At 63.9% G+C, this 24,509-nt stretch carries 19 protein-coding genes and 2 tRNA genes; 15 read left to right on the top strand and 6 right to left on the bottom strand.

The features are described from left to right. Positions 1 to 33: 33 nt before the first annotated feature. Both RMO51_RS17250 and RMO51_RS17245 read left to right on the top strand, forming a co-directional pair. Positions 34 to 1,956, top strand: coding sequence for an OmpA family protein (locus tag RMO51_RS17250; protein WP_310396712.1), 1,923 nt, complete (start codon positions 34 to 36; stop codon positions 1,954 to 1,956). A gap of 195 nt (positions 1,957 to 2,151) precedes the next feature. Further along, complete coding sequence (locus RMO51_RS17245) at positions 2,152 to 3,024, top strand: DUF4476 domain-containing protein (RefSeq protein WP_310396710.1); 873 nt, start codon at positions 2,152 to 2,154, stop codon at positions 3,022 to 3,024. Between the two features lie 106 nt (positions 3,025 to 3,130). Here the strand turns inward: RMO51_RS17245 and RMO51_RS17240 are convergent, their stop codons facing one another. Beyond that, positions 3,131 to 3,604, bottom strand: coding sequence for a DUF4293 domain-containing protein (locus RMO51_RS17240; protein ID WP_310396709.1), 474 nt, complete (start codon positions 3,602 to 3,604; stop codon positions 3,131 to 3,133). 90 nt (positions 3,605 to 3,694) lie between these two features. Between RMO51_RS17240 and RMO51_RS17235 the strand changes: the two genes are divergently transcribed. The 6 genes from RMO51_RS17235 to RMO51_RS17210 all read left to right on the top strand — a co-directional run bounded on the left by RMO51_RS17235 (position 3,695) and on the right by RMO51_RS17210 (position 11,825). Beyond that, the gene (locus RMO51_RS17235; RefSeq protein ID WP_310396708.1) at positions 3,695 to 4,900 is read left to right on the top strand and encodes an acetyl-CoA C-acyltransferase; all 1,206 of its coding nucleotides are present in this window, start codon (positions 3,695 to 3,697) and stop codon (positions 4,898 to 4,900) included. 90 nt (positions 4,901 to 4,990) lie between these two features. Further along, positions 4,991 to 5,797: a tRNA pseudouridine(38-40) synthase TruA gene (truA, locus tag RMO51_RS17230; RefSeq protein ID WP_310396707.1), complete on the top strand. Its 807-nt coding sequence runs from the start codon at positions 4,991 to 4,993 to the stop codon at positions 5,795 to 5,797. A gap of 144 nt (positions 5,798 to 5,941) precedes the next feature. After that, positions 5,942 to 7,213, top strand: coding sequence for a glycoside hydrolase family 2 TIM barrel-domain containing protein (locus tag RMO51_RS17225; RefSeq protein WP_310396704.1), 1,272 nt, complete (start codon positions 5,942 to 5,944; stop codon positions 7,211 to 7,213). 218 nt (positions 7,214 to 7,431) lie between these two features. Further along, on the top strand, positions 7,432 to 9,231 hold the full coding sequence (locus tag RMO51_RS17220) for an ABC transporter ATP-binding protein (protein WP_310396702.1): 1,800 nt from the start codon (positions 7,432 to 7,434) through the stop codon (positions 9,229 to 9,231). Positions 9,232 to 9,306: 75 nt separating this feature from the next. Beyond that, positions 9,307 to 9,831, top strand: coding sequence for a hypothetical protein (locus tag RMO51_RS17215; protein WP_310396700.1), 525 nt, complete (start codon positions 9,307 to 9,309; stop codon positions 9,829 to 9,831). A gap of 878 nt (positions 9,832 to 10,709) precedes the next feature. After that, positions 10,710 to 11,825, top strand: coding sequence for a hypothetical protein (locus RMO51_RS17210; RefSeq protein ID WP_310396698.1), 1,116 nt, complete (start codon positions 10,710 to 10,712; stop codon positions 11,823 to 11,825). Between the two features lie 74 nt (positions 11,826 to 11,899). On the opposite strand, the gene RMO51_RS17205 is transcribed toward RMO51_RS17210, so the two are convergent. From RMO51_RS17205 to RMO51_RS17195, 3 genes are all read right to left on the bottom strand, one after another. Next, entirely contained in the window at positions 11,900 to 12,574 is a 675-nt protein-coding gene (locus RMO51_RS17205; RefSeq protein WP_310396696.1) for a hypothetical protein, read from the bottom strand. Between the two features lie 136 nt (positions 12,575 to 12,710). After that, positions 12,711 to 12,784 (bottom strand) — tRNA-Pro (locus RMO51_RS17200). A gap of 104 nt (positions 12,785 to 12,888) precedes the next feature. After that, positions 12,889 to 12,962: transfer RNA gene (locus RMO51_RS17195), tRNA-Pro, on the bottom strand. A gap of 190 nt (positions 12,963 to 13,152) precedes the next feature. On the opposite strand from RMO51_RS17195, the gene RMO51_RS17190 reads away from it, so the two are divergent. Next, on the top strand, positions 13,153 to 13,650 hold the full coding sequence (locus RMO51_RS17190) for a T9SS type A sorting domain-containing protein (RefSeq protein WP_310396694.1): 498 nt from the start codon (positions 13,153 to 13,155) through the stop codon (positions 13,648 to 13,650). 370 nt (positions 13,651 to 14,020) lie between these two features. After that, a complete protein-coding gene (locus RMO51_RS17185; protein WP_310396693.1) occupies positions 14,021 to 17,161 on the top strand; it encodes a TonB-dependent receptor in 3,141 nt (1,046 codons plus the stop codon). Positions 17,162 to 17,276: 115 nt separating this feature from the next. On the opposite strand, the gene RMO51_RS17180 is transcribed toward RMO51_RS17185, so the two are convergent. Next, positions 17,277 to 17,669: a VOC family protein gene (locus RMO51_RS17180; protein ID WP_310396691.1), complete on the bottom strand. Its 393-nt coding sequence runs from the start codon at positions 17,667 to 17,669 to the stop codon at positions 17,277 to 17,279. A 71-nt stretch (positions 17,670 to 17,740) separates the two neighbouring features. Next, a complete protein-coding gene (locus tag RMO51_RS17175) occupies positions 17,741 to 19,528 on the bottom strand; it encodes an ABC transporter ATP-binding protein (protein ID WP_310396689.1) in 1,788 nt (595 codons plus the stop codon). 241 nt (positions 19,529 to 19,769) lie between these two features. On the opposite strand from RMO51_RS17175, the gene RMO51_RS17170 reads away from it, so the two are divergent. From RMO51_RS17170 to RMO51_RS17150, 5 genes are all read left to right on the top strand, one after another. Continuing rightward, the gene (locus tag RMO51_RS17170) at positions 19,770 to 20,861 is read left to right on the top strand and encodes a Glu/Leu/Phe/Val dehydrogenase dimerization domain-containing protein (RefSeq protein ID WP_310396688.1); all 1,092 of its coding nucleotides are present in this window, start codon (positions 19,770 to 19,772) and stop codon (positions 20,859 to 20,861) included. A 203-nt stretch (positions 20,862 to 21,064) separates the two neighbouring features. After that, complete coding sequence (gene nusB / locus RMO51_RS17165) at positions 21,065 to 22,228, top strand: transcription antitermination factor NusB (RefSeq protein WP_310396686.1); 1,164 nt, start codon at positions 21,065 to 21,067, stop codon at positions 22,226 to 22,228. A gap of 256 nt (positions 22,229 to 22,484) precedes the next feature. Then, positions 22,485 to 22,796, top strand: a complete 312-nt coding sequence (locus tag RMO51_RS17160) for a YtxH domain-containing protein (RefSeq protein WP_310396685.1) — start codon at positions 22,485 to 22,487, stop codon at positions 22,794 to 22,796. A 97-nt stretch (positions 22,797 to 22,893) separates the two neighbouring features. Then, complete coding sequence (locus RMO51_RS17155; protein WP_310396683.1) at positions 22,894 to 23,892, top strand: isocitrate/isopropylmalate family dehydrogenase; 999 nt, start codon at positions 22,894 to 22,896, stop codon at positions 23,890 to 23,892. A gap of 91 nt (positions 23,893 to 23,983) precedes the next feature. Then, positions 23,984 to 24,502: a DUF1573 domain-containing protein gene (locus RMO51_RS17150; protein WP_310396681.1), complete on the top strand. Its 519-nt coding sequence runs from the start codon at positions 23,984 to 23,986 to the stop codon at positions 24,500 to 24,502. The last annotated feature ends 7 nt before the right edge of the window (positions 24,503 to 24,509 follow it).

The following is a 24,509-nucleotide window of genomic DNA, read 5'->3' as shown; positions in this document are numbered from 1 at the left end:
CTCGCTTCAATGCCTACCTGCTCCACCCCACCCATGAGGAAACTACTGTTCATCTGCGCCGCGGCCGGCGCTGCTGCCTTGCTGAGCGGCTGCGCCGCAACGGGCGGCGCGAGCAAGGGCGACAAGCTGTTCGACCGGGGGCAGTACGAGCTGGCCATTCCGCTTTACCAGGCCGAAGTGGCCAAGGGCAAGACCGCGGCCATCGCCAATTTTCGCATCGGCGAGGCCTACCGCCTTTCCAACCGGGTGGAGCAAAGCGAGCCGTTCTACAAAGCTGCGCTGAACGGCGGTGTGAAAAACGCCGACGCCGGCTTCCGCTACGCCGAGGCCCTGCGCGCCAACGGCAAATACGACGAGGCCGCGGCCCAGTTCACGACCTACGCCAGCGGCGGCAGCAACCGCGCCCTGGCTGCCCGCGCCGAAACCGAAGCCAAAAACACCGCCGCCAGCAAGGCCGTGGCCGCCATCAAGAACAAGTACGACGTGACGCCCGTGGACGCCCTGAACTCGGCGGCTTCGGACTTCGGCGGCACCCTGATGGCCAGCACCGGCGAGCTGGTGTTTGCCTCGGGCCGCGACGGCAAGAAGTTTCTCGGCAACGGCGAGAACTTTAACGACCTCTACGCCATCAAATTTGATAATGCGGCCACGATGAGCGGCGGCACGGCCCGCAAGCTGGAGGGCCCTTTCAACTCCGAAAACAAGCACGAGGCCAGCGCGACCTACACGCCCGACGGCAAAACGCTGGTGTTTGCCCGCTCGAACGACGGCAGCAAAAAAGGCTACCTGAGCGTGGACCTCTGGATTTCCTACAACCGGGCCGGGGAGTGGAGCGAGCCGGTGCTGGCCAACATCAACGACCGCACGGCCGACGACTTCTCGCCGGCCTTCGCGCCCGACGGCACCACGCTGTACTTCGCATCGAGCCGCAAGGGCGGGCAGGGCGGCAACGACCTGTACCGGGCCACGATGGGCCCCAACGGCCGCTTCTCGCCGGCCGAAAACCTGGGCGAAACCATCAACACGGCGGGCAACGACAACTTCCCCGGCGTGGCCGCCGACGGCACCCTCTACTTTGCCAGCGACGGCCGGCCCGGGGTGGGCAAGCTGGACCTGTTCATGGTGAAGGGCGGGCAAGCCTTGAACCTGGGGGCCGACGTGAACACCATCGCCGACGACTTCGCCCCCGTGCCCATGGGCGCCGACATGGGCTTGTTCAGCTCGAACCGGGCCGGCGGCAAGGGTTCCGACGACCTGTACATGTTCAAGAAAAAGCCGCTGAAGCTGGTGACCTTCTTGGTCGACGGTACCGTGCTGGAGCGCGACGACAAAGCCAAAACCACCCTGCCGATAGCCGGCGCCCAGGTCACCATTGTGGCGTCGAGTGGCCAGCGCCTGACGGCCACCAGCGGCCCCGACGGCAAGTTCACGGCCAAGCTCGACTCGGTGACGAACTACACCATCTCGGCCGAGCGGCCCGGCGACTTCGCCGCCCGCACCACGCTGAGCACCGTGGGCCGCAAGCCCCCCCAGGACCAGCTGCCCGACCTGACCAACGAAATTCGGCTGCCCGTGAGCCTGACGCTGAACAAAATCATCCTGGCCCGGGCCATCGAAGTCAAGGACATTCTCTACGATTACAATAAGTACAACATCCGCCCGGATGCCGCCATTCGCCTCGACACCTTGGTGCAAACGCTGGTGGACAACCCCAAGATTTCCATTGAGCTAAGCTCGCACACCGACCAGCGCGGCAAGGACCCCTACAACCTGAGGCTTTCGCAGCAGCGCGCCCAGGCCGCCGTCGATTACATCGTGAGCAAAGGGGTGAGCAAAGCCCGCATCACGGCCAAGGGCTACGGCGAAACCCGCCCCGTGGTGGCCAAGCCCACGTCGGAAGAAGAGTACCAGCGCAACCGCCGCACCGAGTTTAAGGTGACGCGGGTGGCCAAGTAGAATGGTATCTTCCTCAAGAAAAGCCCCCGCAGCTTCGGTTGCGGGGGCTTTTTTGCGTTTGTTCCGCAAGCCCGGGGAGTAGCGCGGCGCGCGTGAACTGCGCGGTGGCGCCCGCAGTGCCCGGACGTGGCACACCTTTTGGAATTACGCCGGTACCGATGCCGGCTCGCGGCGTCGCTCACTTTCTCTAGCGCCATGAAAAAGGTCCTACTCTTCGCTCTGGCCGGTTTGTTCGCGGCCGTGGCCCCGGCGCTGGCGCATCCGCCCGTGCCCGCCAACGTCAACTTTGCGTCGGAGCGCGGCGTGCCGTTTGGCCTCGTGCTCGACGGGCGCCTCCTCACCCGGGGCTTGGCCCGGCAAGTGCACGTCGACCGGCTGGTGCCGGGCCTGCACTGGGCTGATTTCAGCGTGCCCACGGCCTATGGCGGGGCCGTCCGCTTTCGCAGCCGCGTGTGGCTGGAGCCGGGCCTGGAAACCACCTTCGTCCTGATAGCCCGGCCGGGCCGGGCCCTGGCATTGCGGCAAGTAAACGCCGTGGCGCTCTACGGCCCCAGTCGTGGCCGCGGTAACGGCTACGGCTACCGCAGCGGTGACGGCTACGGTGGGGGCCGCTACAACAGCCCCACGCCCTACGACCGGAGCGAGGGCAGCGATGATTCCTCCTACGACGACGGCCGTGGCGGCGACGACCCCCGCCCCGCTGGCCCCACCGGCTACGGCAACGCGCCCACCGGCGGCGGCTACTACCCGGGCTCGGCCGCGAGCAGCTACCGTACCCTGTCGCCCCAGGACGTGGATGCGCTGGTGCAAGCCGTGCAGCAGCGTCCCTTCGAGGCCAGCAAGCTGAGCACGGCCAAGGAAGCCCTGGCCCAAAGCAGCCTCCAAGCCGACGACCTGAAACGCCTGCTGCGGAGCCTCAATTTCGAAGCGTCGCGGGTGGAGTTAGCCAAGTTTGCCCACTCGCACGTGGCCGACCCGCAGAACTTTTACCGCGTGTACGAGGCCTTTGATTTTGATGCCAGCGCCCGGGAAGTGCAGCAAGCCGTGGCGCCCGACTCGCAGCGGTAACCAACAAGGACTGCCGGTAAGGCGCAAAAAAGCCGCTGCAACGTTGCAGAGGCTTTTTTGCGCCTTGTCCTTATCCGGTGGGGCCTGGTCCGGGCGAAGTCCCGGACTAGCGCAGGCGGTCCATGCTGCGCACCAGCTGCTCGTCGCGGCGGATGAACCGGTTGGCCAGCAGGTTGAGCAGCAGGGCCAGGGTGGGCAGGTAGAAACCGGGCAGAAACTGGCCTTCCAGCTTGAGGTTGAGCAGCAGCTCGCCCTGGTTGGAAAAGTAGAACGCGGCGCCCAGGGTGGCGGTGATGAGCAACAGATTGACCGAGCCCAGCAGGAGTTGCTTGCCGCGGCTGCGGAACTGAAAAATCTCGAAGGCGGCGACCGCGGCGGCGGCACCGGCCAGCGCGCCAATCAGCCACACGGGGCCCACCGTGCCGGGCACCGGCAGGCCGGTGGCTTGAAATCCGAAGGCGGTGAGCGTGAGCTCCTGCTGGGTAAGGCCGTCGATTTTGTGCCACAGCGGCAAAGCCAACACGCTGCCCATGGCCAGGGCCAGCAGCAGCAAAAACACGCTTTGGATTCTTTGTATCATCTTTGTTGTAGCGTTAGAAAGAGGTCCGGGCCGGTGCCGGGGCCACAAATTTAGTCCCATCCGGCGCTTGCGCCGCTATTGATACCCCGAATGCCAACTGCTTACATCGTGGACGCGGTGCGTACCCCGATTGGAAAATTTGCCGGCGCGCTCAGCAGCGTCCGGCCCGATGACTTGGCCGCCCACGTGCTCCGCGAGCTTCTGCGCCGCAACCCTTCGGTCGATAAAAGCGCTGTGGAAGACGTCATCATCGGCGCGGCCAACCAGGCCGGGGAAGACAACCGCAACGTGGCCCGCATGGCCGCCCTGCTGGCCGGCCTGCCGATAACGGTGCCCGGCAACACCGTCAACCGCCTCTGCGCCTCGGGCCTGCAAAGCATCATGGATGCCGCCCGGGCCATCAAGGCCGGCGAGGGCGACGTGTACCTGGCCGGCGGCGCCGAGAGCATGACCCGCGCCCCGTTCGTGATGGCCAAATCGGAATCGGCGTTTGGGCGCGAGCTCACGGCCCACGACACCACCTTGGGCTGGCGCTTCGTGAACCCGCGCCTGAGCAAGCTGCACTACCCCTTCTCAATGGGCCAAACCGCCGAGAACGTGGCCAAGCAGTACGGCATCACCCGCGAAGAGCAGGACGCGTTTGCGTTCGAAAGCCAGCGCAAGTATGCCCGGGCCTTGGAAAAAGGCCGCTTCCGCAAGGAAATCGTGCCCGTGTTCATCCCGCAGCCCAAGGGCGACACGGCCCTGTTCGACGCCGACGAGCAGCCCCGGTTTTCATCCTTGGAGAAGCTGGCCACGCTTAAGCCCGCCTTTCAGCCCGAGGGCGGCACCGTGACGGCCGGCAACTCCGCCGGCATCAACGACGGCGCCGCCGCCGTGCTCCTGGTGAACGAGGACGCCCTGGCCCGCTACAAGCTGAAGCCGCTGGCGCGGGTGGTGGCCTCGGCCGTGGCCGGCGTCGACCCGTCGGTGATGGGCCTCGGGCCGATTCCGGCCACCAAAAAAGTACTGCAGCGCGCCGGCCTCACCCTGGCCGACATCGACCTGGTGGAGCTCAACGAGGCCTTCGCGGCCCAAAGCATCGCCTGCATCCGCGAGCTTGGGCTGGACCCGGCCAAGGTGAACGTGAACGGGGGCTCCATTGCCATGGGCCATCCGCTGGGCAGCTCCGGTGCCCGCATCACGGCCACGCTGCTGCACGAGATGCAGCGCCGCGGCGAGGGCATGCGCTACGGCCTAGCCACCATGTGCATCGGCGTGGGCCAGGGCGCGGCCGTGATTTACGAGAAACTCTGACGCTGCGCTTAATGAGGAATGAAGAGTGAGGAATGAGGAATTGCCTCCTGCGTAATTCCTCATTCCTCACTCTTCATTCCTCATTGACCAATGCGCTACTTCCTCCACTTCGCCTACGACGGCACGCGCTACCACGGCTGGCAGGTGCAGCCCCACACGCTCACCGTGCAGGCCGAAGTGGACCGCTGCCTGAGCCAGGTGCTGCGCCAGCCCGTGCACAGCCTGGGCAGCGGGCGCACCGACACCGGCGTGCACGCCAGCCACCAGGTGGCGCATTTCGACGCCGACCTGCCCGCGGGCCTGACGCTGGACCTGCTGCTTTACCGCCTGCGCCGGGCCCTGCCGCCCGACGTGGCCGCCCTGCGCCTGCACCCGGTAGCTGCCGACGCCCACGCCCGCTTTTCGGCCGAGGAGCGCACCTACGAGTACTTCGTGCTGACGCCGACCCCCGACCCGTTCCGGCGCGACCACGCCCTGCACCTGGACCGCCCGCCCGACGTGGCGGCCATGAACGAGGCGGCTTCCTGCCTGGTGGGGCAATTCGACTTTACCTCCTTCTCGAAAGTGAAGGGCGGCGTCGACCATTACGTGTGCTACTGCTACGAGGCGCGCTGGCACCCGGCGCCGGGCGGGCTGGTGTTCCGCATCCGGGCCAACCGCTTCGTGCGGGGCATGGTGCGGCTGGTGGTGGGCACCCTGCTCGACGTGGGCCGCGGCAAAATGACGCCCCAGCAGTTCCAGGCGCTGCTGCGGGCCCAGCGGCGGGTGGATGCCGGCGGCGCGGCCCCGGCCCGCGGGCTCTTCCTGAGCCGGGTGGAATACGGGCCGGGCGTGGTGCTCGAGGAGCTGAAAGGCCCGGACGTGGAAGGGGGGCGTAATGGTCGTGACGGGGGCTGAGCAACTGGCCGGCGCCGGGCGCAGTATAGCGCAGTATATCCCGGAGCCGGCCGTTGCCTGAAAGTTGTCTGACGGCCAGCGCAACCGCGCCGGGGGTAAGCGCCTCCCCCGGTTGCTACCGGCGCCACCATCCATAATCTCCTTATGAAGTATTTCCTGTTCTTCTTGCTCGTTCTTCCCGCCGTCGTTGGCGCCCAAACCGGCCCCGTCAAGGTCGAAGTTCGGCAAGCCAACGGCCGCTATGAGTTGTTGCGCGCGGGGCAGCCGTACTTCATCAACGGCGCGGGGGGCGGGCAGTTTCCAGAGCGCATCAAGGCCTACGGCGGCAATTCCGTCCGCACGTGGGGCACCGGCGACGCGCCCAAAGTGCTGGCCGAGGCCAACCGCCACGGCCTCACCGTGATGCTGGGCCTGGACGTGGCCCGCGAGCGCCACGGCTTCGACTACAACAACCCCCAGGCCGTGGCCGCGCAGCTCTGGCAGTTGCGCGCCGAAGTGCTCAAGTACAAGGACGACCCGGCCGTGCTGTTCTGGGGCATCGGCAACGAGCTGAACCTGGAATACGCCAACCCCAACGTCTGGGACGCCGTGCAGCAGATTGCCCGGATGATTCACGAAGTCGACCCCAACCACCCCACCAGCACCGTGCTGGCGGGCCTCAACCAGAAGGAAGTCGACTACATCAAGGCCCGGTGCCCGGCCGTGGACATCCTCAGCATCAACACCTACGCCGGGCTGGCGGCCATTCCGCAGCAGGTGCGGGCCACCGGCTGGACCGGTCCCTACGTGGTGGCCGAGTGGGGCCCCACCGGCCACTGGGAAAGCCCCGTCACGCCCTGGAAAGCATCGGTGGAGGAAACCAGCAGCCAGAAAGCCGCCGTGTACCAAAGCCGCTACGAAGCCTCGGTGGCCCGGGACAAAACCCAGTGCCTGGGCACTTACGTCTTTCTCTGGGGCCAGAAGCAGGAGCGCACGCCCACCTGGTACGGCATCTTCACGGAGGACGGCAAAGAGTCGGAAGTGGTGGACGTGATGCAGTACCTGTGGAGCGGCCAGTGGCCCCAAAACCGCGCCCCCCACCTGGCCGCTTTTCTGCTGGCTGGCCAGCCGGCCACGGCCACGGTTTACCTGCACCCCGGGCAGCGCTACCCCGCGGCCGTCACCGTCACGGACCCCGACCGGGACCCGCTCACCTACCGCTGGGAGCTGCTGCCGGAAAGCACCGACCTGAAATCCGGCGGCGACCGCGAAAGCCGCCCCGCCGCCATCCCCGGCCTGCTGCCGGCCGCGGCCCGGGCCCAAACCACGCTCCAAGCTCCCACCCGGGAAGGCGCCTACCGCCTGTTTGTGTACGCCTACGACGGGCACGACAACGTGGCGACCGCGAATATTCCGTTTTACGTGAAGCCCAAATAGCCCGGTTTGCCCGGCGAGACGCCGGAACGGGGAGGGCCTGAACCGCCGTTCTGGGGCGTGTGCGAGCCGGCCGCGCGTCGGCACCACGGGCTTCCCGACCTGCGGCAACCAACCGCCCCGCCGTGCGGGCGGCTTCACCATTTTAACGCAGCCGATGACGCGCTTCCGGCTCACCTTTTGGGGCCCGACGCGGTTTACCCCCGACCTTTGTTCCCGCTATGCAGCCCCAACCTTCCTCCCCCACCGCCGGCCAGGTGTTCGACTGGGCCGTGCTGCGCCGCCTGCTGGGCTACGTGCGCCCCTACCAGCGCGTCTTCATCGGCCTGATTGTGCTCACCGTGGCCACGGCCGTGCTGGGCACGCTCCGGCCGTTTCTCATTCAGCGCATGGTGGACGTCAGCATCGAGCAGGGCGACATGAAGGGGTTGAACTTTATGTTTCTGCTGCTGCTGGTGCTGCTGGTGGCCCACGCCGGCGTGAGCTACCTGCAGACGTACTACGGCGGCTGGCTGGGCCAGTACATCGTGCGCGACATCCGCACCGACCTCTACCAGCACCTGCTCAACCTCAAGCTCAGCTTCTTCGACCGCACGCCCATCGGCGTGCTCACCACCCGCAACATCTCCGACGTGGAAACGCTGTCCGACGTGTTCAGCGAGGGCCTGGCCGCGATGGCGGGCGACATCCTGCAGCTGCTCTTCATCATGGCCTTTATGTTCTACATCGACTGGCGGCTGACGCTGGTGAGCTTGTCCGTGATTCCGCCGCTGCTCTTCTCCACCTACGTGTTCAAGGAGAAAATCAAGAAGTCGTTTCAGGACGTGCGCAACGCCGTGGCCAAGCTCAACTCCTTCGTGCAGGAACACCTCACGGGCATGAACGTGGTCCAGATTTTTAACAACGAGGAGCGGGAATTTCGCAAGTTTGAAAAAATAAACCGCGAGCACACCGACGCCCACATTCGCTCGGTGCTTTACTACAGCATCTACTTCCCGGTGGCCGAGGTGCTGGGCGCCGTCGGCGTGGGCCTGCTGGTGTGGTACGCGGCCCAGGGCCAGATTGAGGGCAACATCTCCAAAGGCGCGCTCATCGCCTTCATCATGTACAACGCCCTGTTCTTTCGCCCCATCCGCCAGATTGCCGACCGGTTCAACACCCTGCAGCTGGGATTGGTGAGCACCGAGCGCCTGCTCAAGCTGCTCGACAACCAGGACCTGGTGGCCACCACGGGCACCTACGCCCCGGCTGAGCTGCGCGGCGAGGTGGAATTCAAGCACGTCAAGTTTGCCTACAACGAGCCCGAGTGGGTGCTCAAGGACATCAGCTTTAAGGTACAGCCTGGGCAGACCATTGCCTTCGTGGGGGCCACCGGCGCGGGCAAGACCAGCATCATCAACCTGCTCAGCCGCTTCTACGACATCCAGGAGGGCAGCATCTGCGTCGACGGGCGCGACCTGCGCGAGTACGACCTGAGCCTGCTGCGCCGCCAGATTGGGGTGGTGCTGCAGGACGTGTTCCTGTTCGCCGGCAGCATCCGCGACAACATCACGCTGGGCAACAAAACCATCACCGACCAGCAAATCTGGGAAGCGGCCGACCTTGTGGGCGCCCGCCGCTTCATCGAGCGCCTGCCCGGCGCCCTGGCCTACCCCGTGATGGAGCGCGGCGCCACGCTCTCGGTGGGCCAGCGCCAGCTCATCAGCTTCGTGCGGGCCATGGTCTACCAGCCCCGCGTCATCGTGCTGGATGAGGCCACCTCCTCCGTCGATTCCGAAACCGAGGAGCTGATTCAGGCCGCCATCGAAAAGCTGATGCAGGGCCGCACCTCGCTCGTCATTGCCCACCGCCTGAGCACTATCCAGAAAGCCGACAAAATCATCGTGCTGGATAAAGGCGAAATCAAGGAAACCGGCACCCACGACGAGCTGCTGCGCATCGAAGACGGCTACTACGCCCAGCTCTACCGCATGCAGTACGTTGTTTCGAATGAAGAATTGGGAATGAAGAATGAAGAATGAAGAATTACCTACCAAAAAATAGGGGATTTTCCATTCCTCACTCTTCATTCCTAATTCTTCATTGAGCAAAGCGTCATGCGTTATTTTTTCCTTGTCATCATCGTGCTCACCGTGGCGGCGGCCGGCGCCTACGTGTACCTGGGTGGTACGCGCGAGCCCAAAGTGGCGCTCGAAACCACGGCGGCCCCGCTCTACCTGGCCGGCCAGCCGTTCTACGGCTCGGTGCGCGGCGACGAATTTGGCCAATTATTTCGCCGCGCCAAGGAAGCCCAGGACCAGGGCCGCCTCCGCGGCGACCTAGCCAACCTCTACCTCAACGACCCGGAGACTGCCCACGACACCATCCGCGCCTTCATCGGCCTGGCCGTGGCCGACACCGCGCAGGCATTGCCGGCGGGCTTCCGCTACCGCCTCGTGCCGGCCGGGCAGCGCGTAATGGCCGCCCGCCTGCGCGGCGTGAGCTACCTGCTCTCACCCAACAAGCTTTACCCCGCCGCCCTGGAGGCCGTGAAGGAGCAAAAGCTCATCCAACGGGGCGACTTCTACCTGGAGCGGTTCGGGCCCGGTGAGGATTCGGAAGTGTGGGTTGGAGTAAATTAGCATCGGCCGGTTTTGCCAGGGAATACGTCCTGGGCTTCGGCTGCTTTGGCTACCATCTTCTTTTTCACTTCTTTTCTGACTGCTGATGAAAAAACCTCTTCTCCTGACCAGCTTTGGGCTGCTGGCTCACACGGCGGCCCATGCGCAGGCCCTCACGGGGACCGTCACGGTGGGCGGCGCCAGCCCCTCCTACCCCACCCTCACCGCCGCCGTAGCCGACCTGCAGACGCGGGGCGTGGGCGCGGGGGGCCTCACAGTAGCCGTGCGGCCGGGCACCTACGCCGAACGCATTGCGCTCACGACTTTGGCCGGCTCGTCGGCGGCTAACCCGGTGCGTTTCGTGGGACGCGGCGGCACTGCCACGCTCCGCCCCGTGGGCACCAGCGCCGCTGCCGAAGCCGCGGTCACCCTCACGGCCTGCGACTACATCACCTTCGATTCGCTGAACGTAGCCGACGGCGGCACCGCCGCCGCCGACCAGATTGAGGTCGGCTATTACCTCACCGGCACCGCCACCAAAGGCAGCACCCACGTGACGGTGAGCAACTGCGCGGTGCGGCTGGGCGGGGGCCCGGCGCCCGCGGCGGCCGTCGGTACGCGGGGCGTGTGGGCGGTGTCGGCCGCCACCACCACGGGCAGCACCAACGATTTCAACCGCGTCCTCAACGTGCGAGTGGACCGGGCGTCCATCGGCATCCAGTTGGCCGGCCGGGCCAACTTAAGCGGGTTGCCCACCTTTCCCGACCAGGGCAACGAGGTGCGGGGCTGCGTACTCGGCGGCCAGCGCTTCATTGGCCTGGACGGCGCCAACGGCTCGGCCCTGGGCATTGCCGTCGGGTCGCAGCGCCGGCTGAACCTGCTCGACAACCGCATCGACAGTGTACTGGTGCGTAACGGGGCTCCCATCTTCCCGGTTAACAGCCGCCGCCATCAGCCTCGACAACGCCAGCGGGCGCATTGCCGGCAACCGCATCGGCTACGTGCGCTACGCCGGCACGGGCGGGTCGCTGGCTAGCGGCATTCGGGCCAGCATCATCCTGGGCGACACGCTGAAGGTGTTCAACAACTTCATTGGCGGCATTTCGCGCGTCGATTACGTGCCGGGCGCCACCGACAATAGCATTTACGCCCTGGGCATCTGGCTCTTCAAACAGGCGGGCGGGGGCGGCCTCACCCAGGCCTTCCACAACACCATCGTGCTGCCGGCCGCGGCCCAACCGGTGAGTTACGCCTCGGCTGGCTTTTACCTGAGCGGCGGCAGCAGCGGCGCGTTTCCGGCCGAGCTGCGCAACAACATCCTCATCAACCGGCTCAGCGCCGTGGCGGGGCAATTCGCCTTCGCTGTGGTAGACGGCAATTCGGTGCGCGGCAATCTCACCAGCAACCACAACCTGCTGCTGGCGCCGGGCACCAACGGCGCCGTGGGGCAAACCAACCGGGAGTTGAACGCCGCCCGCGTCACATCGGCCACGCTGGCCGACTGGCGCACCAACTCGGGCTACGACCTGGCCTCGGTGAGCCAGCCGGTCACGTTCGTCAACGAAGCCGCTGGCGACCTGCGCCTGGCCGGCACTTCTTTCAGCGACCCGGCCCTGACGGGGCCGCCCCTCGCGGCCGTTCCCCGCGACATCGACGGCCGCCTGCGCAGCCTCAGCGCGCCTTACCTGGGCGCGAGCGAGGGAGGGGTCATTCAGGCCACCGCCGCTGCCAACGCGCGCCTCATCGGCCTGGAGCTGTACCCCAACCCAGCCCGCGGCTACGTTACCCTCCGGTTCCGGCAGCCCCTGGCCGGCCGCGCCCAGGTCACGGTGTTCGACGGCCTGGGGCGCACGGTGCACACCTTCGCTCCCCCCGCCGGGGCTGCCACCGGCCACGCGCAGGTTCCGCTGGCCTTGCCGGCCCTGGCCCCCGGTTCCTACCAGGTGCGCGCAACCGTTCCCGGCCCCGGTGGCAGTCCCATTACCGCTACCGGACGCCTGCTGCTGCTGCCGTAGTTATTGTTTCAACTGAAAAGCAGACGCCCACGGCTAACCGGCCGTGGGCGTCTACTTTTCACCGCTACAGAGGCCTAACGGCCCAGGAAGAAGGTCCCTCCGAATTGTAGCTGGTCGAAGCCGAAGCTGGCGCCGAGGTTGCTGAGGTTGCGTGAGCGGCCGTCGTCATCGTCGCTGCGCTTCACTTCGACCCGGTCGTAGCCCAGGCCACCGATGGAGGCGCTGATGCCAAATTTAGGAATCGGGAAGAAAATGACGCCGGGCGTCAGGCCAGCGTAGAAGCCGTTGGTTTTGGTTTCGATAATTCGGCTGTTTCCGCCGCTGGCCGAGGGGGTGAACGTATTTTGGTAGCCGGCACCGAGCGTTCCGAGCACCCCGAATTGCTCGCTGAGCATTTTGTAGTACTGCACGTACGGCCCCACGCGCAAGCTGGTCCAAGCGTCCAGCGAGTTGGGGCTGGTGGCGCCTGGGCCGGTGTTGGTTATTTTTTCGCTGGCCGCCGAGTAGCCCAGGTTCAGGCCAACGGCCAGGTTATCTGCCAGGAAGTAGCCGACGGCCGGGGTAAACCGAAATTCACTCTCCGCCACTTCGGTGGTGAAGGTGTTGCTGCCTACTTGCGTTTCCACTTCGTCGGAGTTGCGGCTGTAGCCAATACTGCCGCCCAGGGAAATGGTGCCGGCCGCAATACTTTGAGCATAAGTGACTTTGGCACCCGCCACCAGGAGGGCAAAGAGAAAAATCTTCTTCATGAAAGAGAGAGTAAGAGAGTATTAGAAATGATGCCGCAAAAGTAACCCGGCCGCGCCGGGCGCCGGCAGAAAAACAGAACCTGCTGAAATAAAAAAGCCCCCTTCGGCGGCGAAGAGGGCTTTTTTATTGTGTGTGTCGGGGTGGCAGGATTCGAACCTACGGCCTCGTCGTCCCGAACGACGCGCGCTACCGGGCTGCGCTACACCCCGCAAGCAGGCCGATGGGGCGGCCTGATTCCTTGTTCCAATTTGCGGCCGAAAAAAGCCCCCGAACCCGGAAGTTCGGAGGCTTTCTGAGAGCGGCTGCTCTTCCGTCGGAGTGGCAGGATTCGAACCTACGACCTCCAGCACCCCATGCTGGCGCGATACCAGGCTACGCTACACCCCGATTGGTATTGGAGCGACAAAGGTACGCCTATTTTCGGATTTGGCGCAAGCTGGCTCCGCATAAAGTTTCCTCCACGACCTGGCGCCGGCAGGGCGGCCGCGCCACCCGGGCAGGCCCAGCATCCGGCCTCGGATTTGTTTAGCTTTGCGGCAGTAATTTTACCCCCTGCTGTTTGTATTCTTACCCAATTATGAAAAAGCTATTACTACTGCTATTGGCCGGGGCGTTGGTCCCGGTAGCGGCCCACGCCCAGGCCGCCCCCACGCCGGCCCCCGCCACCGCGGCCGCGCCGGCCCCAACTCCTCCCGTCCCCGAATCCAAGCAAGAGGCCATATTGCCCACCGGCGTTGTAAACCCGGCGGCGGCGGCCACCACCCCGGCTCCGGGGGCACCCGCCACCGCCCTCGTCAAACGGGCCCCCATGACCCCGGCGGCCAACCCCAACGCCATCAAGGTGAAGGCCGAAGCCAACCCCGCTACCGGCCGCCTCACCGTGAAGACCGATAACTCCGGCCCCACCCGCGTGGAGCTGACCGACGCCGGAGGCCGCCCCGTGCTTACCTACACCATGATGAACGGCCAAAACCCCGCCGTCCTCAACGTGAGCCGACTCCCGGCCGGGTCGTACATCGTTCGGTGCACGGCGTACGAGAAAACCGGCATGCGCCAGGTCATGATTGGCCGGTAAGGCCCGCCCATTACCCGTTCACCGGAGCAGCGGACGCCCGCTGCGCAACCGGCAAAGCGCAGGATTCCCCCGCCGGCTGACTTCAACTGGCGGGGGAATCCTGCGCTTTGCCGGTTGCGTTTTCTAGCAAGTCAGTCAAAAATAATTGATTTAACGATATAAATCAATATCTCCTAAAGATTACCAAATCATTACGTCAGCCTACTTCATAATTAGTTAATCTAGCTTTGCACCGAAATTCTGAAGAGACGCTTCGGATAAACAAAAAAGCTTTTTTATGAAGACTAAGATTTTACTGTTATTGCTGCTCGGCTTTGTGCTTTTCACGGGCAGCAACAGTTTGTGGGCTCAGGGAGTAACCACTTCCGCAATGAAAGGCCTGGTGCTGGACAGCAAGGGCGAGCCCCTGCCGGGCGCGTCGGTCATTGCCACCCACTTGCCCTCGGGCACGCAATACGGGGCCGCCACCCGCGACAATGGGCAGTACGACTTGCTGAACATGCGCATCGGGGGCCCGTACGAAATCAAGGTTTCCTTCGTGGGCGCGCAGACCTACACGGCCACCGGCATCCAGCTGGTGCTGGGCAAAACCTTTGAGAGCCGCATTACGCTCACCGACAACGCGCAGGCGCTGGACGAGGTGGTGGTGCGGGGCAACCGCGACGGCCAAATCAACAAGGACCGCACGGGCGCGGCCACCAACATCAGCTCGGCGGCCATCCGGACACTGCCCACGGTGAGCCGCTCGCAGGAGGACTTCACGCGCCTCACTCCCCAGGTCAGCAACAACGGCAACGGCCAGAGCTTTGGCGGCCGCAACACCCTATACAACAACTTCTCGCTCGACGGCTCCATTTTCAACAACTCCTTCGGCCTGGACTCGCCCACGCCCGGCGGCCAAACCGCCTCGCAGCCGGTATCGCTCGACGCCATCGAGCAGATTCAGGTGAGCCTGGCGCCGTACGACGTGCGGCAGGGCGGCTTCACGGGCGCGGGCATCAACGCCGTGACCAAGAGCGGCACTAACGATTTCAAGGGCACGGCCTACACGTACTTCCGCAACGAAAGCCTGATTGGCAAGCGCGTGGAAGGCGCCAAAATCGACAACCCGGACCTGCAGTTCAACCAAAGCGGCTTTGCCTTGGGCGGACCGATTATTAAGAACAAGCTGTTCTTCTTCACCAACGCCGAGCTGACCCGCCAGACCGACCCCGGCCAAACCTTCCGGCCGGCCACCAGCGCCGCCGAAGCCACCGCCGCCACCAGCGGCCAACTCAACGGCGTGAGCCGGGTGCTGCAATCCGACCTGGACTCAATTCGCCAGCGCCTGCAGTCGGTGTACGGCTACGACCCCGGCGCCTACCAAGGCTTCAACTACCGCACGTACTCGGACAAGATTCTGGCCAAGCTTGACTGGAACATCAACCCGACCAACACTTTCTCCATTCGCTACAACTACCTCAAGAGCTTCCGCGAGCTGGGACCGAACGCCAACGCCATCGCGCCGTCGTCGCGAGTGCCGGGCGTGAACACGCTGCAATTTGCCAACTCCGGCTACACCATCAACAACAACCTGAATTCGGTGGTGGCCGAGCTGAACAGCACCTTCGGCAATGGCAAGTTCAGCAATAAGGCGCAGGCCGGTTTTTCGGCCTTCCGCGACGCCCGCGACCTGCCCAATGCCCCGCTCTTTCCCATGATTGACATCACGAAGGGCGGCACGACGTACACCACCGTTGGCACGGAGCAGTTTTCGGCCAATAACCTGCTGAACCAGAACGTGTACCAGTTCACCGATAACTTGAGCTACTTTGCGGGCAAGCACATCATCACGGGCGGCGTAAACTACGAGCGGTTTAACTTCGTCAACGGCTTCAACCTGCAGCGCTACGGCTATCAGCGCTTGGAAGTAGACTCGCTGCTGAAATACACCCAGCCCGGCCAGCCCGGGTTCTTAGACCTCAACGCCCGGGTCGCCAGCGGGACTGCAGCACCCATCAAGCAGGTCGACGTGACCGTGTCGCAGCTCGGCCTGTACGTGCAGGACGAATACCAGGTCAACCCGGCCCTCAAACTGACGCTGGGCATCCGGGCCGACCTGCCCATATACAGCACCAGCGTAGCCGCCAACCCCCAGATTTCAGCGGCTACCTTCTACGATGCCGACGGCAATCCGACTAAAGTCGACGTGTCGGAGTTTCCGCGTTCGACCCCGCTCTTCTCGCCCCGTGTGGGCTTCAACTACACCTCGCAGGGCGACGGGGCCAAAACCCAGGTGCGCGGCGGCAGCGGCATCTTCACCGGCCGCATTCCGCTGGTGTGGATTGGCAACCAGGCCTCCAACGCTGCCTTCGACAACGACTACACGTTCCAAATCAACTCCACGGGCCGCGACTTTCGTTTCCCGCAGGTATGGCGCACCAACCTGGCCGTGGACCGCGAACTCGGCGGCGGCCTTGTGGCCACGCTCGAAGCCATTTACTCGAAGGACTTGAACGCCGTTATTCACCAGAACTACAACCTGAACCAGCCCTCCATCGCCCTGACCGGAGCCGACAAGCGGCTCATCTACCCGGCTACCGGGCCGCGCCAAAATGCATTTAACGGACCAGACGGACAGTTCACTTTTCTTGATGCCGGTGTCATTGGCTTGGCCAACACCAGCCAGGGCTACCAGTACTCGCTTACAGGGCAGCTAAAGAAAGACTTCGCCAGCGGCTTCTTCGCCACGGCCGCCTACACCTTTGCCCAGGCGAAAGACATTACCTCCAACCCCGGCGAAATTGCCGGCGATGCCTTCCAGCGCCTACCCATCTTGAGCAACGCCAACCGCCCGCAGCTCGCTTTCAGCGACTTTGGCTTGCAGCACCGCGTCATCGCGGCCGGCGGCCGGCGTTTCGTGTATGCCAACGAGAAGCTAGCCACCACGGTGAGCTTCTTCTTCGAGGCGGCCCAGGGCAACCGATTCAGCTACACCTACGCCGGCGCCACGCCTAATACCGGTGACATAAATCGAGATGGCATCCAAGGCAACGACTTGATTTTTGTGCCGGCTACGCAAAATCAAATTAACCTGGTGCCTTATACTACCCCTACCGGCCAAACAGTATCGGCCGACCAGCAGTGGCAGCAGCTCAACGCCTACATCGAGCAGGACGACTACCTTAGAACGCGCCGCGGCAACTACGCCGAGCGCAACGGCTCGCTCAGCCCCTGGTACACCCAGCTGGATGCCAAAATCCTGCAGGACTTCACCGTTAAAACCAACGGCGGCAAGAACAACACCCTGCAACTGAGCCTCGACATTCTCAACCTGGGCAACCTGCTCAACGCCAGCTGGGGCAACCGCCAGGTGGTGGGCAACAACCGCCTCATTGAAACGGGCTACACGGCGGCCGCTCCCGACACCCCCGCCTTTACGTTCCGCGGCGGCAGCCAGACGTTCTTCACCGACACCAGCCTGAACAGCCGCTGGCGGGCCCAGGTGGGCGTGCGCTACATCTTCGACTAATCCGCTCAGCCCCGCGATTAACACCCAGAAAGACCCGGCAATAGCTGCCGGGTCTTTTTTGTGTCCGCTCATTCCTTGCTGACTTGCAGGTCACCGAGTAACGTGAGCCTGATGCCTATCCCAGCGGCTCCAGCAGGTCCCACTTGTTGCCGTAAAGGTCCTCAAACACGGCCACGTGGCCGTAGGGCTCGCGGCGGGGCGCTTCGAGGAAGTGCAGGCCGCGGGCTTGCAGCACAGGGTGGTCGCGCCAGAAGTCGTCGGTGTGCAGAAACAGCCAGACGCGGCCCGCGCCCTGGTGGCCCACGCCGCGCTGCTCCTCGTCGGTTTTGGCTTCGGCCAGCAGCAGGCTACAACTGGCCGGACTCGGTGGGGCTACCACCACCCAGCGCTTGCCAGCGCCCAGGTATTGGTCGGCTACCAGATTGAAGCCCAGAATATCGGTGTAGAAGGCAATGGCGTCGTCGTAATCACGAACGAGTAGCGCAACGTGGGCCAGGCGCTGGTTCACAGTGTTTTAATGTGCTAATTGTTCGGTGTGCTGATGTGCTGGTCGTGAAATGTATTTAACGCATCGGCACCTCAAGCGGCTTCCTCGGTTTGCAACTGCCGGTCGTAGAGGGCGCGGTAGAGGCCCTCGGCGTCGGCCATCAGCGCGTCGTGGGTGCCGTGCTGGACAATGACGCCGTCGTCGAGCACCAGGATTTCGTCAGCCAGCTTCACCGAGCTCACGCGGTGCGAGATGATGAGGCTGGTCCGCTGGGCCATGATGCGCTGCAAGGAGCCGAGGATGGCGTTTTCCGTCTTGGTGTCCACGGCCGAGAGCGAGTCGTCGAGAATCAGGATTTTGGGTTCCTTGACCAGGGCGCGGGCCATGCTCACGCGCTGCTTCTGGCCGCCGGAGAGCGTAATGCCGCGCTCGCCCACTTTGGTGTCGAAGCCCTCGGGGAAGGCCAGGATATTCTCGTACACGTCGGCGTCGCGAGCGGCTTGTAGCATCCGGGCCTCGTCGGGCTGGTCGAGGCCGAAGTTGATGTTGTTGCGGATGGTGTCGGAGAACAAGAATACGTCCTGCGGCACGTAGCCGATTTGGCCGCGCAGGGCCGTGAGGGAATAGTCGCGCACGTCGGTGCCGTCGACGCTAATGCTGCCGGCCGTGGCGTCGTAGAGGCGGCAGAGCAGCGCGGCCACGGTGCTCTTGCCCGAGCCGGTGTTGCCGATGACGGCCAGCGTCTGGCCTGGCCGCACCCGGAAGCTCACGTTTTTGAGGGCCTGAATGCCGGTGTCGGGGTAGGTGAAGGACACGTTCTCGAACACGATGTCGCCCACCAGTTCGCGCTGCACGTGCTGGCGCGAGACGATGTCGGTTTTCTGGTCCAGAAACTCGTTGATGCGGACCTGCGAGGCTTCGGCCCGCTGCACCAACGACGACGTCCAGCCCAGGGCCGTGACCGGCCAGGTGAGCAGGTTCACGTAAATCAGGAATTCGGCAATGGTGCCCGTGGTGATGGTGCCGCGGATGACTTCCTGCCCGCCTACCCACACGGTGATGAGCGTGCTGAGCCCCACTAGAAATAGGATAAGCGGGAAGAACAGCGAGTTGACGAAGTTCAGGCTCAGCGACTTCTCTTTGTAGTCGTTGCTGGCCGCCGCAAACTGCGCGTGCGAGTCGGCCTCGCGCACGAAGGACTTCAGCACCCGGATGCCCGAAAAAGCCTCCTGCACAAACGTCGTCATGCCGGACAGGGCCTTCTGGATTTCGTCGGACTTGCGCTCAATCAGGTTGTTGACATAGAAGATGCTGACCGAGAGCACCGGCAGCGGCAGCAGCGTATAGAGCGTCAGCTTCACGTTCACCAAAAGCATGAGCGGCACGATGAGCAGGAACAGCAGCACGAGCTGCAGAAAGTACATGATGGCCGGCCCGAGGTACATGCGCACCCGGCTCACGTCTTCGGAGATGCGCGACATCAGGTCGCCGGTGCTGTTGCGGCGGTAGAAGCTCAGCGGCAGCGACTGGTAGTGCTGGTAAATCTGGTTCTTCTGGTCGTTTTCGATGAGCCGCGACATGACGATGAGCGTCTGGCGCATGAAGAACAGGAAGATGCCGCGCAGCAGGGCCAGCCCGATGATGAGCAGGCCGTAGAACAGCACGTTGCGCCCGAACAGCTGGTACACGCCGCTCTGGGCCCGGGTGCCGGCGTAGAGGTTGTAGAGGTCGATGCCCTCGTTCACCAAGTCGAAGGCGTAGCGCACCAGTTGGGCGGGGAAAATGGCCAGCAGCGTGCTCAGGGCCACGAACAGCACCCCGGCGAGGAAGTACCACTTGTAGCGGAAAATGAAAGGGTTAACGGCGTTGAGGGCGCGCACGGGCGGGGTGGGAAAGGGGCCGGTCTGGGAAAATTGGGGTACTTTTGCGGCCTGGAAAAGACTCAGGACGTCATGCAGAGCGCAGCGAAGCGTCTCGCTCGCCTCATTGGGTTAGTAACCCGCGCGAGATGCTTCGCTGCGCTCTGCATGACGTCGTAGGTTCTCCGTATAACAGCCCAACAAAGTTACGCCGCACTCTTCCCAACCATTTCCCAATTCCCACCATTCTCATTTCGCCCACATGATTGAAACCCAAACGGTGGCCCCCGAGGCCATCTTCGGTCAGATTGCCGAGCACCAGCACGAGCAGGTCGTGTTTTGCCACGACCACGAGACGGGCCTGAAGGCCATTATCGGCATCCACAACACCGTGCTCGGCCCGGCCCTGGGCGGTACCCGCATGTGGCACTACGCCTCCGACATGGAGGCCCTGAACGACGTGTTGCGCCTCTCGCGGGGCATGACCTACAAGGCCGCCATCTCGGGCCTGAACCTGGGTGGCGGCAAGGCCGTCATCATCGGCGACGCCAAAACGCTGAAGACCGAGGCGCTACTGCGCAAGTTCGGCCGCTTCGTGAAGAATCTGAACGGCAAGTACATCACGGCCGAGGACGTGAACATGACCACCAAGGACATGGAGTACATCCGCATGGAAACCACCCACGTGGCCGGCCTCCCGGAAAGCATGGGCGGCTCCGGCGACCCCTCGCCGGTGACGGCCTACGGCACCTACATGGGCATGAAGGCCGCCGCCAAAAAAGCCTACGGCTCGGAGAGCCTGACCGGCAAGCGCATCGGCGTGCAGGGCGTGGGCCACGTGGGCACCTACCTGCTGGAACACCTGCAGAAAGAGGGCGCCAAGCTCATCGTGACCGACTACTACCCCGACCGCGCCCTGGACGCGGCCAACCGCTTCGGCGCCACCGCCGTGGGCCTGGAGGACATCTACGACCAGGAAATGGACATCTACTCGCCCTGCGCGCTGGGCGCCACGCTCAACGACGACACCATTGCGCGCCTGAAGTGCCAGGTGGTGGCCGGCTGCGCCAACAACCAGCTCAAGGTGGAAAACCAGCACGGCCCCGAGCTGGTGCGCCGCGGCATCGTGTACGCCCCCGACTTCCTCATCAATGCCGGCGGCCTCATCAACGTGTACTCCGAAGTGACGGGCGCCAGCCGCCAGGGCGCCCTCACCCAGACCGAGAAAATCTACGACTTCACCCTTCAGGTATTGGCCAAGGCCGAAGAAGAAGGCACCCATCCCCAGGCCGCGGCCATCAAGCAGGCCAAGGAGCGCATCGCCAGCGTGGGCCGGGTAAAGTCGACTTATTAGTTAGCCTGAGCGAAAAAAAGAACGTCATGCAGAGCGCAGCGAAGCATCTCGCCCGCTTCGTTGCGGAAGCAAATAATTACTTCCCCGAGCAAGATGCTTCGCTGCGCTCTGCATGACGTTCTTCTTCCATTCAGCCTAACAACTGACAACCAGCAACTAACAACCAAGCAATGCTCAACCGCCGCCTTCTTCGTATCAAAGTCATGCAGTCGCTCTACGCCTACCACCAGGCGGTGGGGGCCGACTTGCTGCTGGCGCAGGACCGCATCGCGGCGGCGTTTGAGCCCGACCTGGCCGCCAAGGAAGCCCCCGACCGGCGCCAGCTCGAAGGCCAGCGCAAGCTGGGCGAGGCGCAGCTGCGCGAGTGGTACCGCACCGGCACGGCCCCCGAAAAGACCGACGACAAAGCCGTGGACGCGGCCCTGGCCGACGCCATCAGCTTCTTCGAGGCGCAGGTGCAAAAGGACGGCACGTTCTTCGGCGGGCAACTGCTGGCCGGGGCCGAAAGCATCCACGACCAGTACCTGCACCTGCTGAACCTGCCCGCCGCCCTGCTGGGCGTGCTGGAGGAAGAGCAGAGCAAGGAGGAGCGCCGCCGCCTCGGGCCCAGCGAGCACGCCCTGAACACCGACCGCCTGCACCGGAACGCCGCCATCGCCAAGCTGATGGCCAACGAGCAGCTGCTGGGCCTGACCATCCGCCGCAAGCTGGCCTGGGACAGCGCCGAAGACCTGGACTCGCTGCGCGCGGCCTGGGCCGAGATGCGGGCCGACGAAACGGTGCTGGCCTACCTGGCCGGCCCGCCCCCCGGCGCGCCCGAGGCCGACTACGACGCCGACCTCGAAATCCTGCGCCACCTGTACAAAGACTTCGTGTTCCGGGGCGAGGCGCTGCCGCGCCACCTCGAAGCCGACGATTTGAACTGGGAAGAAAACCGGCCCATCGTGCGCAACCTGGTACTCAAGACGCTGAAAATGCTGCCCTTCGCCGCCGATGAGAAGCAGGAGCTGATGAACCTCTCGGCCAACTGGGCCGACGACCGCGAATTTGCCGAAACGCTGTACAAGCAGACGCTCATCGAGGACGACAAGATGGAGAAGCTCATCGCCGGCTCGGTGCAGAACTGGGACGTGGAGCGCGTGGCCCTGCTCGACAAAATCATCCTCAAAATGGCCCTTACCGAGATGCAGCTCTTCCGCGGCATCCCGGTGAAAGTCACCATCAACGAGTACATCGAAATCAGCAAGCTCTACAGCACGCCCAAGAGCAAGCAGTTTGTGAACGGCATCCTGGATAAGCTGGCGCAGGATTTGGCGGCCAGCGGCGACATCCGCAAATCGGGCCGCGGCCTGCTGGATAACCAGTAAGCGGCGAGAACGTCATGTCGAGCATTCTGCGCATTAAGCAGAGACCGAGACCTCTCGCGTGCAGCAGTAATCCAATCGAATGGTTCGCTAGCCCGAGCGAGAGGTCTCGGTCTCTGCTTAATGCGCAGAATGCTCGACAGGACAGGCGTTCACAAATCCGGCCTCTTTAGCCACCTTTGTACCTGCGGCCGCGTTTCTGCGTACTCACGCCAGTTACCGTTCTCACCTTTCCTTCCTTCTTCTCATCCCGACAACCATGGCCAGCAAAACCACCACCGGCATCTTGTGCTTCGCGGGCGGCGCCCTCACCGGCGCGGCCCTTGGCTTGCTTTATGCCCCCGAACCCGGCACCGAAACCCGCTCCTGGATTAGCTACCAACTGGAAAAGTACCGCTCTGTGCTGGCCGACCTCACCGACAGCCTCGTGACCAGCCGCGAAGCCACTGGCCAGTCCTCGGCCAAAAGCGAAGGCCAGCGCGTCATCTCCGACGCCAAATCCAAAGCCGAGCAGCTGCTGGGCGACGTCGACCAGCTCATCAATCAAATCAATTCCCGCAAGGGAATCTAATGGCGACAAGGTAATGGGGTGATGAGGTGACGAAGTAGACAGTATGCTTCATTACCTCATCACCCCATTACTTCATTACCTCATCACTTAAAAAAGCATGCACTTAGTAACCCTTATTCCCGGCGACGGCATTGGCCCCGAAATCACCAAAGCCGTTACCGACATTTTTACCGCGGCGCAAGTGCCCGTGCAGTGGGAAGAGCAGAACGCCGGCCAGACCACGTTCGACCAATCGGGCGAATTGATTCCCACCGCCCTGCTCAAGTCGCTGGAAAAGAATAAGGTGGCCCTAAAAGGGCCGATTACCACGCCGGTGGGCAAGGGCTTTCGCAGCATCAACGTGACGCTGCGCCAGAAGTACGACCTCTACCAGAACGTGCGGCCCAGCAAAACCACGCCGGGCATCGTCACCCGCTACGAAGGCATCAACCTGGTGCTGTTTCGGGAAAACACCGAGGGCCTGTACTCGGGCCTGGAAGTGTACGACGAGCGGCTGGGCATTGCCGATTCCTTCAACCGCATCACGGTGGCGGGCTCGCGCAAAATCTGCCGCGCCGCCTTCGCCTACGCCGCCAAGCACGGCCGCAAAAAAGTGACCCTGGCCCACAAGGCCAACATCCTGAAAATGGCCGGCACGCTGATGCTCAACGCCTGCAAGGAAGCCGCCACCGAGTTTCCGCAGGTGGTGTTCGAGGACAAAATCATCGACAACATGTGCATGCAGCTCGTCAATAAGCCCGAGCAGTTCGACGTGATTGTGACCACCAACCTGTTCGGCGACATCCTTTCCGACCTCTGCGCTGGCCTCGTGGGCGGCCTGGGCGTGGTGGCGGGCGCCAACATCGGCGACGACATGGCCGTGTTTGAAGCCGTGCACGGCTCGGCGCCCGACATCGCCGGCCAGGGCAAGGCCAACCCCACGGCCCTGCTCCGCTCGGCCCTGATGCTGTTGCACTACCTGGGCGAGCACGCCAAAGCCGACCAGATTGAAAAAGCCCTGGAAGGCACCCTGCTGCACCAGGACCAGTGCACCGGCGACCTGGGCGGCCACGCCAGCACCAGCCAGTTCGCCCAAAACATCATCGCCAAACTGTAGGCCCCGGCGGCGGCACTCTCCCGGGCAAGCCGTTGTTTGGGAGGACACCTCACCGTTATCGAAACGTGCCCCGGCACGACTGCATTTTCCCATGAAATACCAGACTCTTCTCGCTGCCGCGCTGCTGCTCGGGGCGTGCAACCGCGACAAAACCGCCGAAGTGGGCACCCTGGGCATGAACGCCGCCGCCACCGCCGCCTCCGACGCCCTGGCCAACCCCGCGGTGGACAACCCCAACGTGGTGAGCGAAAACGAAACGCCCGACCCCAACGCGCCGGTGATGAAGTTCAGCGAAGCGGAGTTCGACTTCGGCGACATTCAGCCCAATGCCAAGGTCAACCACGTCTTCACCTTCACCAACGCCGGCAAGACGCCGCTGCTGATTGAAGACGCCACCGCCTCCTGCGGCTGCACCACCCCCCGCTGGACCAAGGAGCCCGTGGCCCCCGGCGCCAAGGGCACCATGGAAGTGCAATTCGACAGCCGCGGCAAGCAGGGCATCATCAGCAAGCAAGTGTCGGTGCGGGCCAACACGCAGCCCAGCATCACCACCGTCCTCATCAAGGGCAACATCCTCACCGCCGACGCCAAAGGCGCCAATCCTCTCTAAGCTTTAC

Origin of the sequence: Hymenobacter sp., from assembly GCF_031398885.1 — a bacterium.
GTDB lineage: Bacteria > Bacteroidota > Bacteroidia > Cytophagales > Hymenobacteraceae > Hymenobacter.
The sequence above is the reverse complement of the archived record's forward strand: the minus strand, read 5'-3'. Positions and strand labels throughout refer to the sequence as shown.

Excerpts from the sequence above, each read along its gene's own strand:
- RMO51_RS17215 (WP_310396700.1), top strand. The coding sequence starts at position 9,307 with ATGCGTTATTTTTTCCTTGTCATCATCGTGCTCACCGTGGCGGCGGCC.
- RMO51_RS17245 (WP_310396710.1), top strand. The coding sequence starts at position 2,152 with ATGAAAAAGGTCCTACTCTTCGCTCTGGCCGGTTTGTTCGCGGCCGTG.
- truA (WP_310396707.1), top strand. The coding sequence starts at position 4,991 with ATGCGCTACTTCCTCCACTTCGCCTACGACGGCACGCGCTACCACGGC.
- RMO51_RS17170 (WP_310396688.1), top strand. The coding sequence starts at position 19,770 with ATGATTGAAACCCAAACGGTGGCCCCCGAGGCCATCTTCGGTCAGATT.
- RMO51_RS17235 (WP_310396708.1), top strand. The coding sequence starts at position 3,695 with ATGCCAACTGCTTACATCGTGGACGCGGTGCGTACCCCGATTGGAAAA.
- RMO51_RS17220 (WP_310396702.1), top strand. The coding sequence starts at position 7,432 with ATGCAGCCCCAACCTTCCTCCCCCACCGCCGGCCAGGTGTTCGACTGG.
- RMO51_RS17225 (WP_310396704.1), top strand. The coding sequence starts at position 5,942 with ATGAAGTATTTCCTGTTCTTCTTGCTCGTTCTTCCCGCCGTCGTTGGC.
- RMO51_RS17150 (WP_310396681.1), top strand. The coding sequence starts at position 23,984 with ATGAAATACCAGACTCTTCTCGCTGCCGCGCTGCTGCTCGGGGCGTGC.
- nusB (WP_310396686.1), top strand. The coding sequence starts at position 21,065 with ATGCAGTCGCTCTACGCCTACCACCAGGCGGTGGGGGCCGACTTGCTG.
- RMO51_RS17205 (WP_310396696.1), bottom strand. The coding sequence starts at position 12,574 with ATGAAGAAGATTTTTCTCTTTGCCCTCCTGGTGGCGGGTGCCAAAGTC.
- RMO51_RS17160 (WP_310396685.1), top strand. The coding sequence starts at position 22,485 with ATGGCCAGCAAAACCACCACCGGCATCTTGTGCTTCGCGGGCGGCGCC.
- RMO51_RS17155 (WP_310396683.1), top strand. The coding sequence starts at position 22,894 with ATGCACTTAGTAACCCTTATTCCCGGCGACGGCATTGGCCCCGAAATC.
- RMO51_RS17250 (WP_310396712.1), top strand. The coding sequence starts at position 34 with ATGAGGAAACTACTGTTCATCTGCGCCGCGGCCGGCGCTGCTGCCTTG.
- RMO51_RS17190 (WP_310396694.1), top strand. The coding sequence starts at position 13,153 with ATGAAAAAGCTATTACTACTGCTATTGGCCGGGGCGTTGGTCCCGGTA.
- RMO51_RS17240 (WP_310396709.1), bottom strand. The coding sequence starts at position 3,604 with ATGATACAAAGAATCCAAAGCGTGTTTTTGCTGCTGCTGGCCCTGGCC.
- RMO51_RS17185 (WP_310396693.1), top strand. The coding sequence starts at position 14,021 with ATGAAAGGCCTGGTGCTGGACAGCAAGGGCGAGCCCCTGCCGGGCGCG.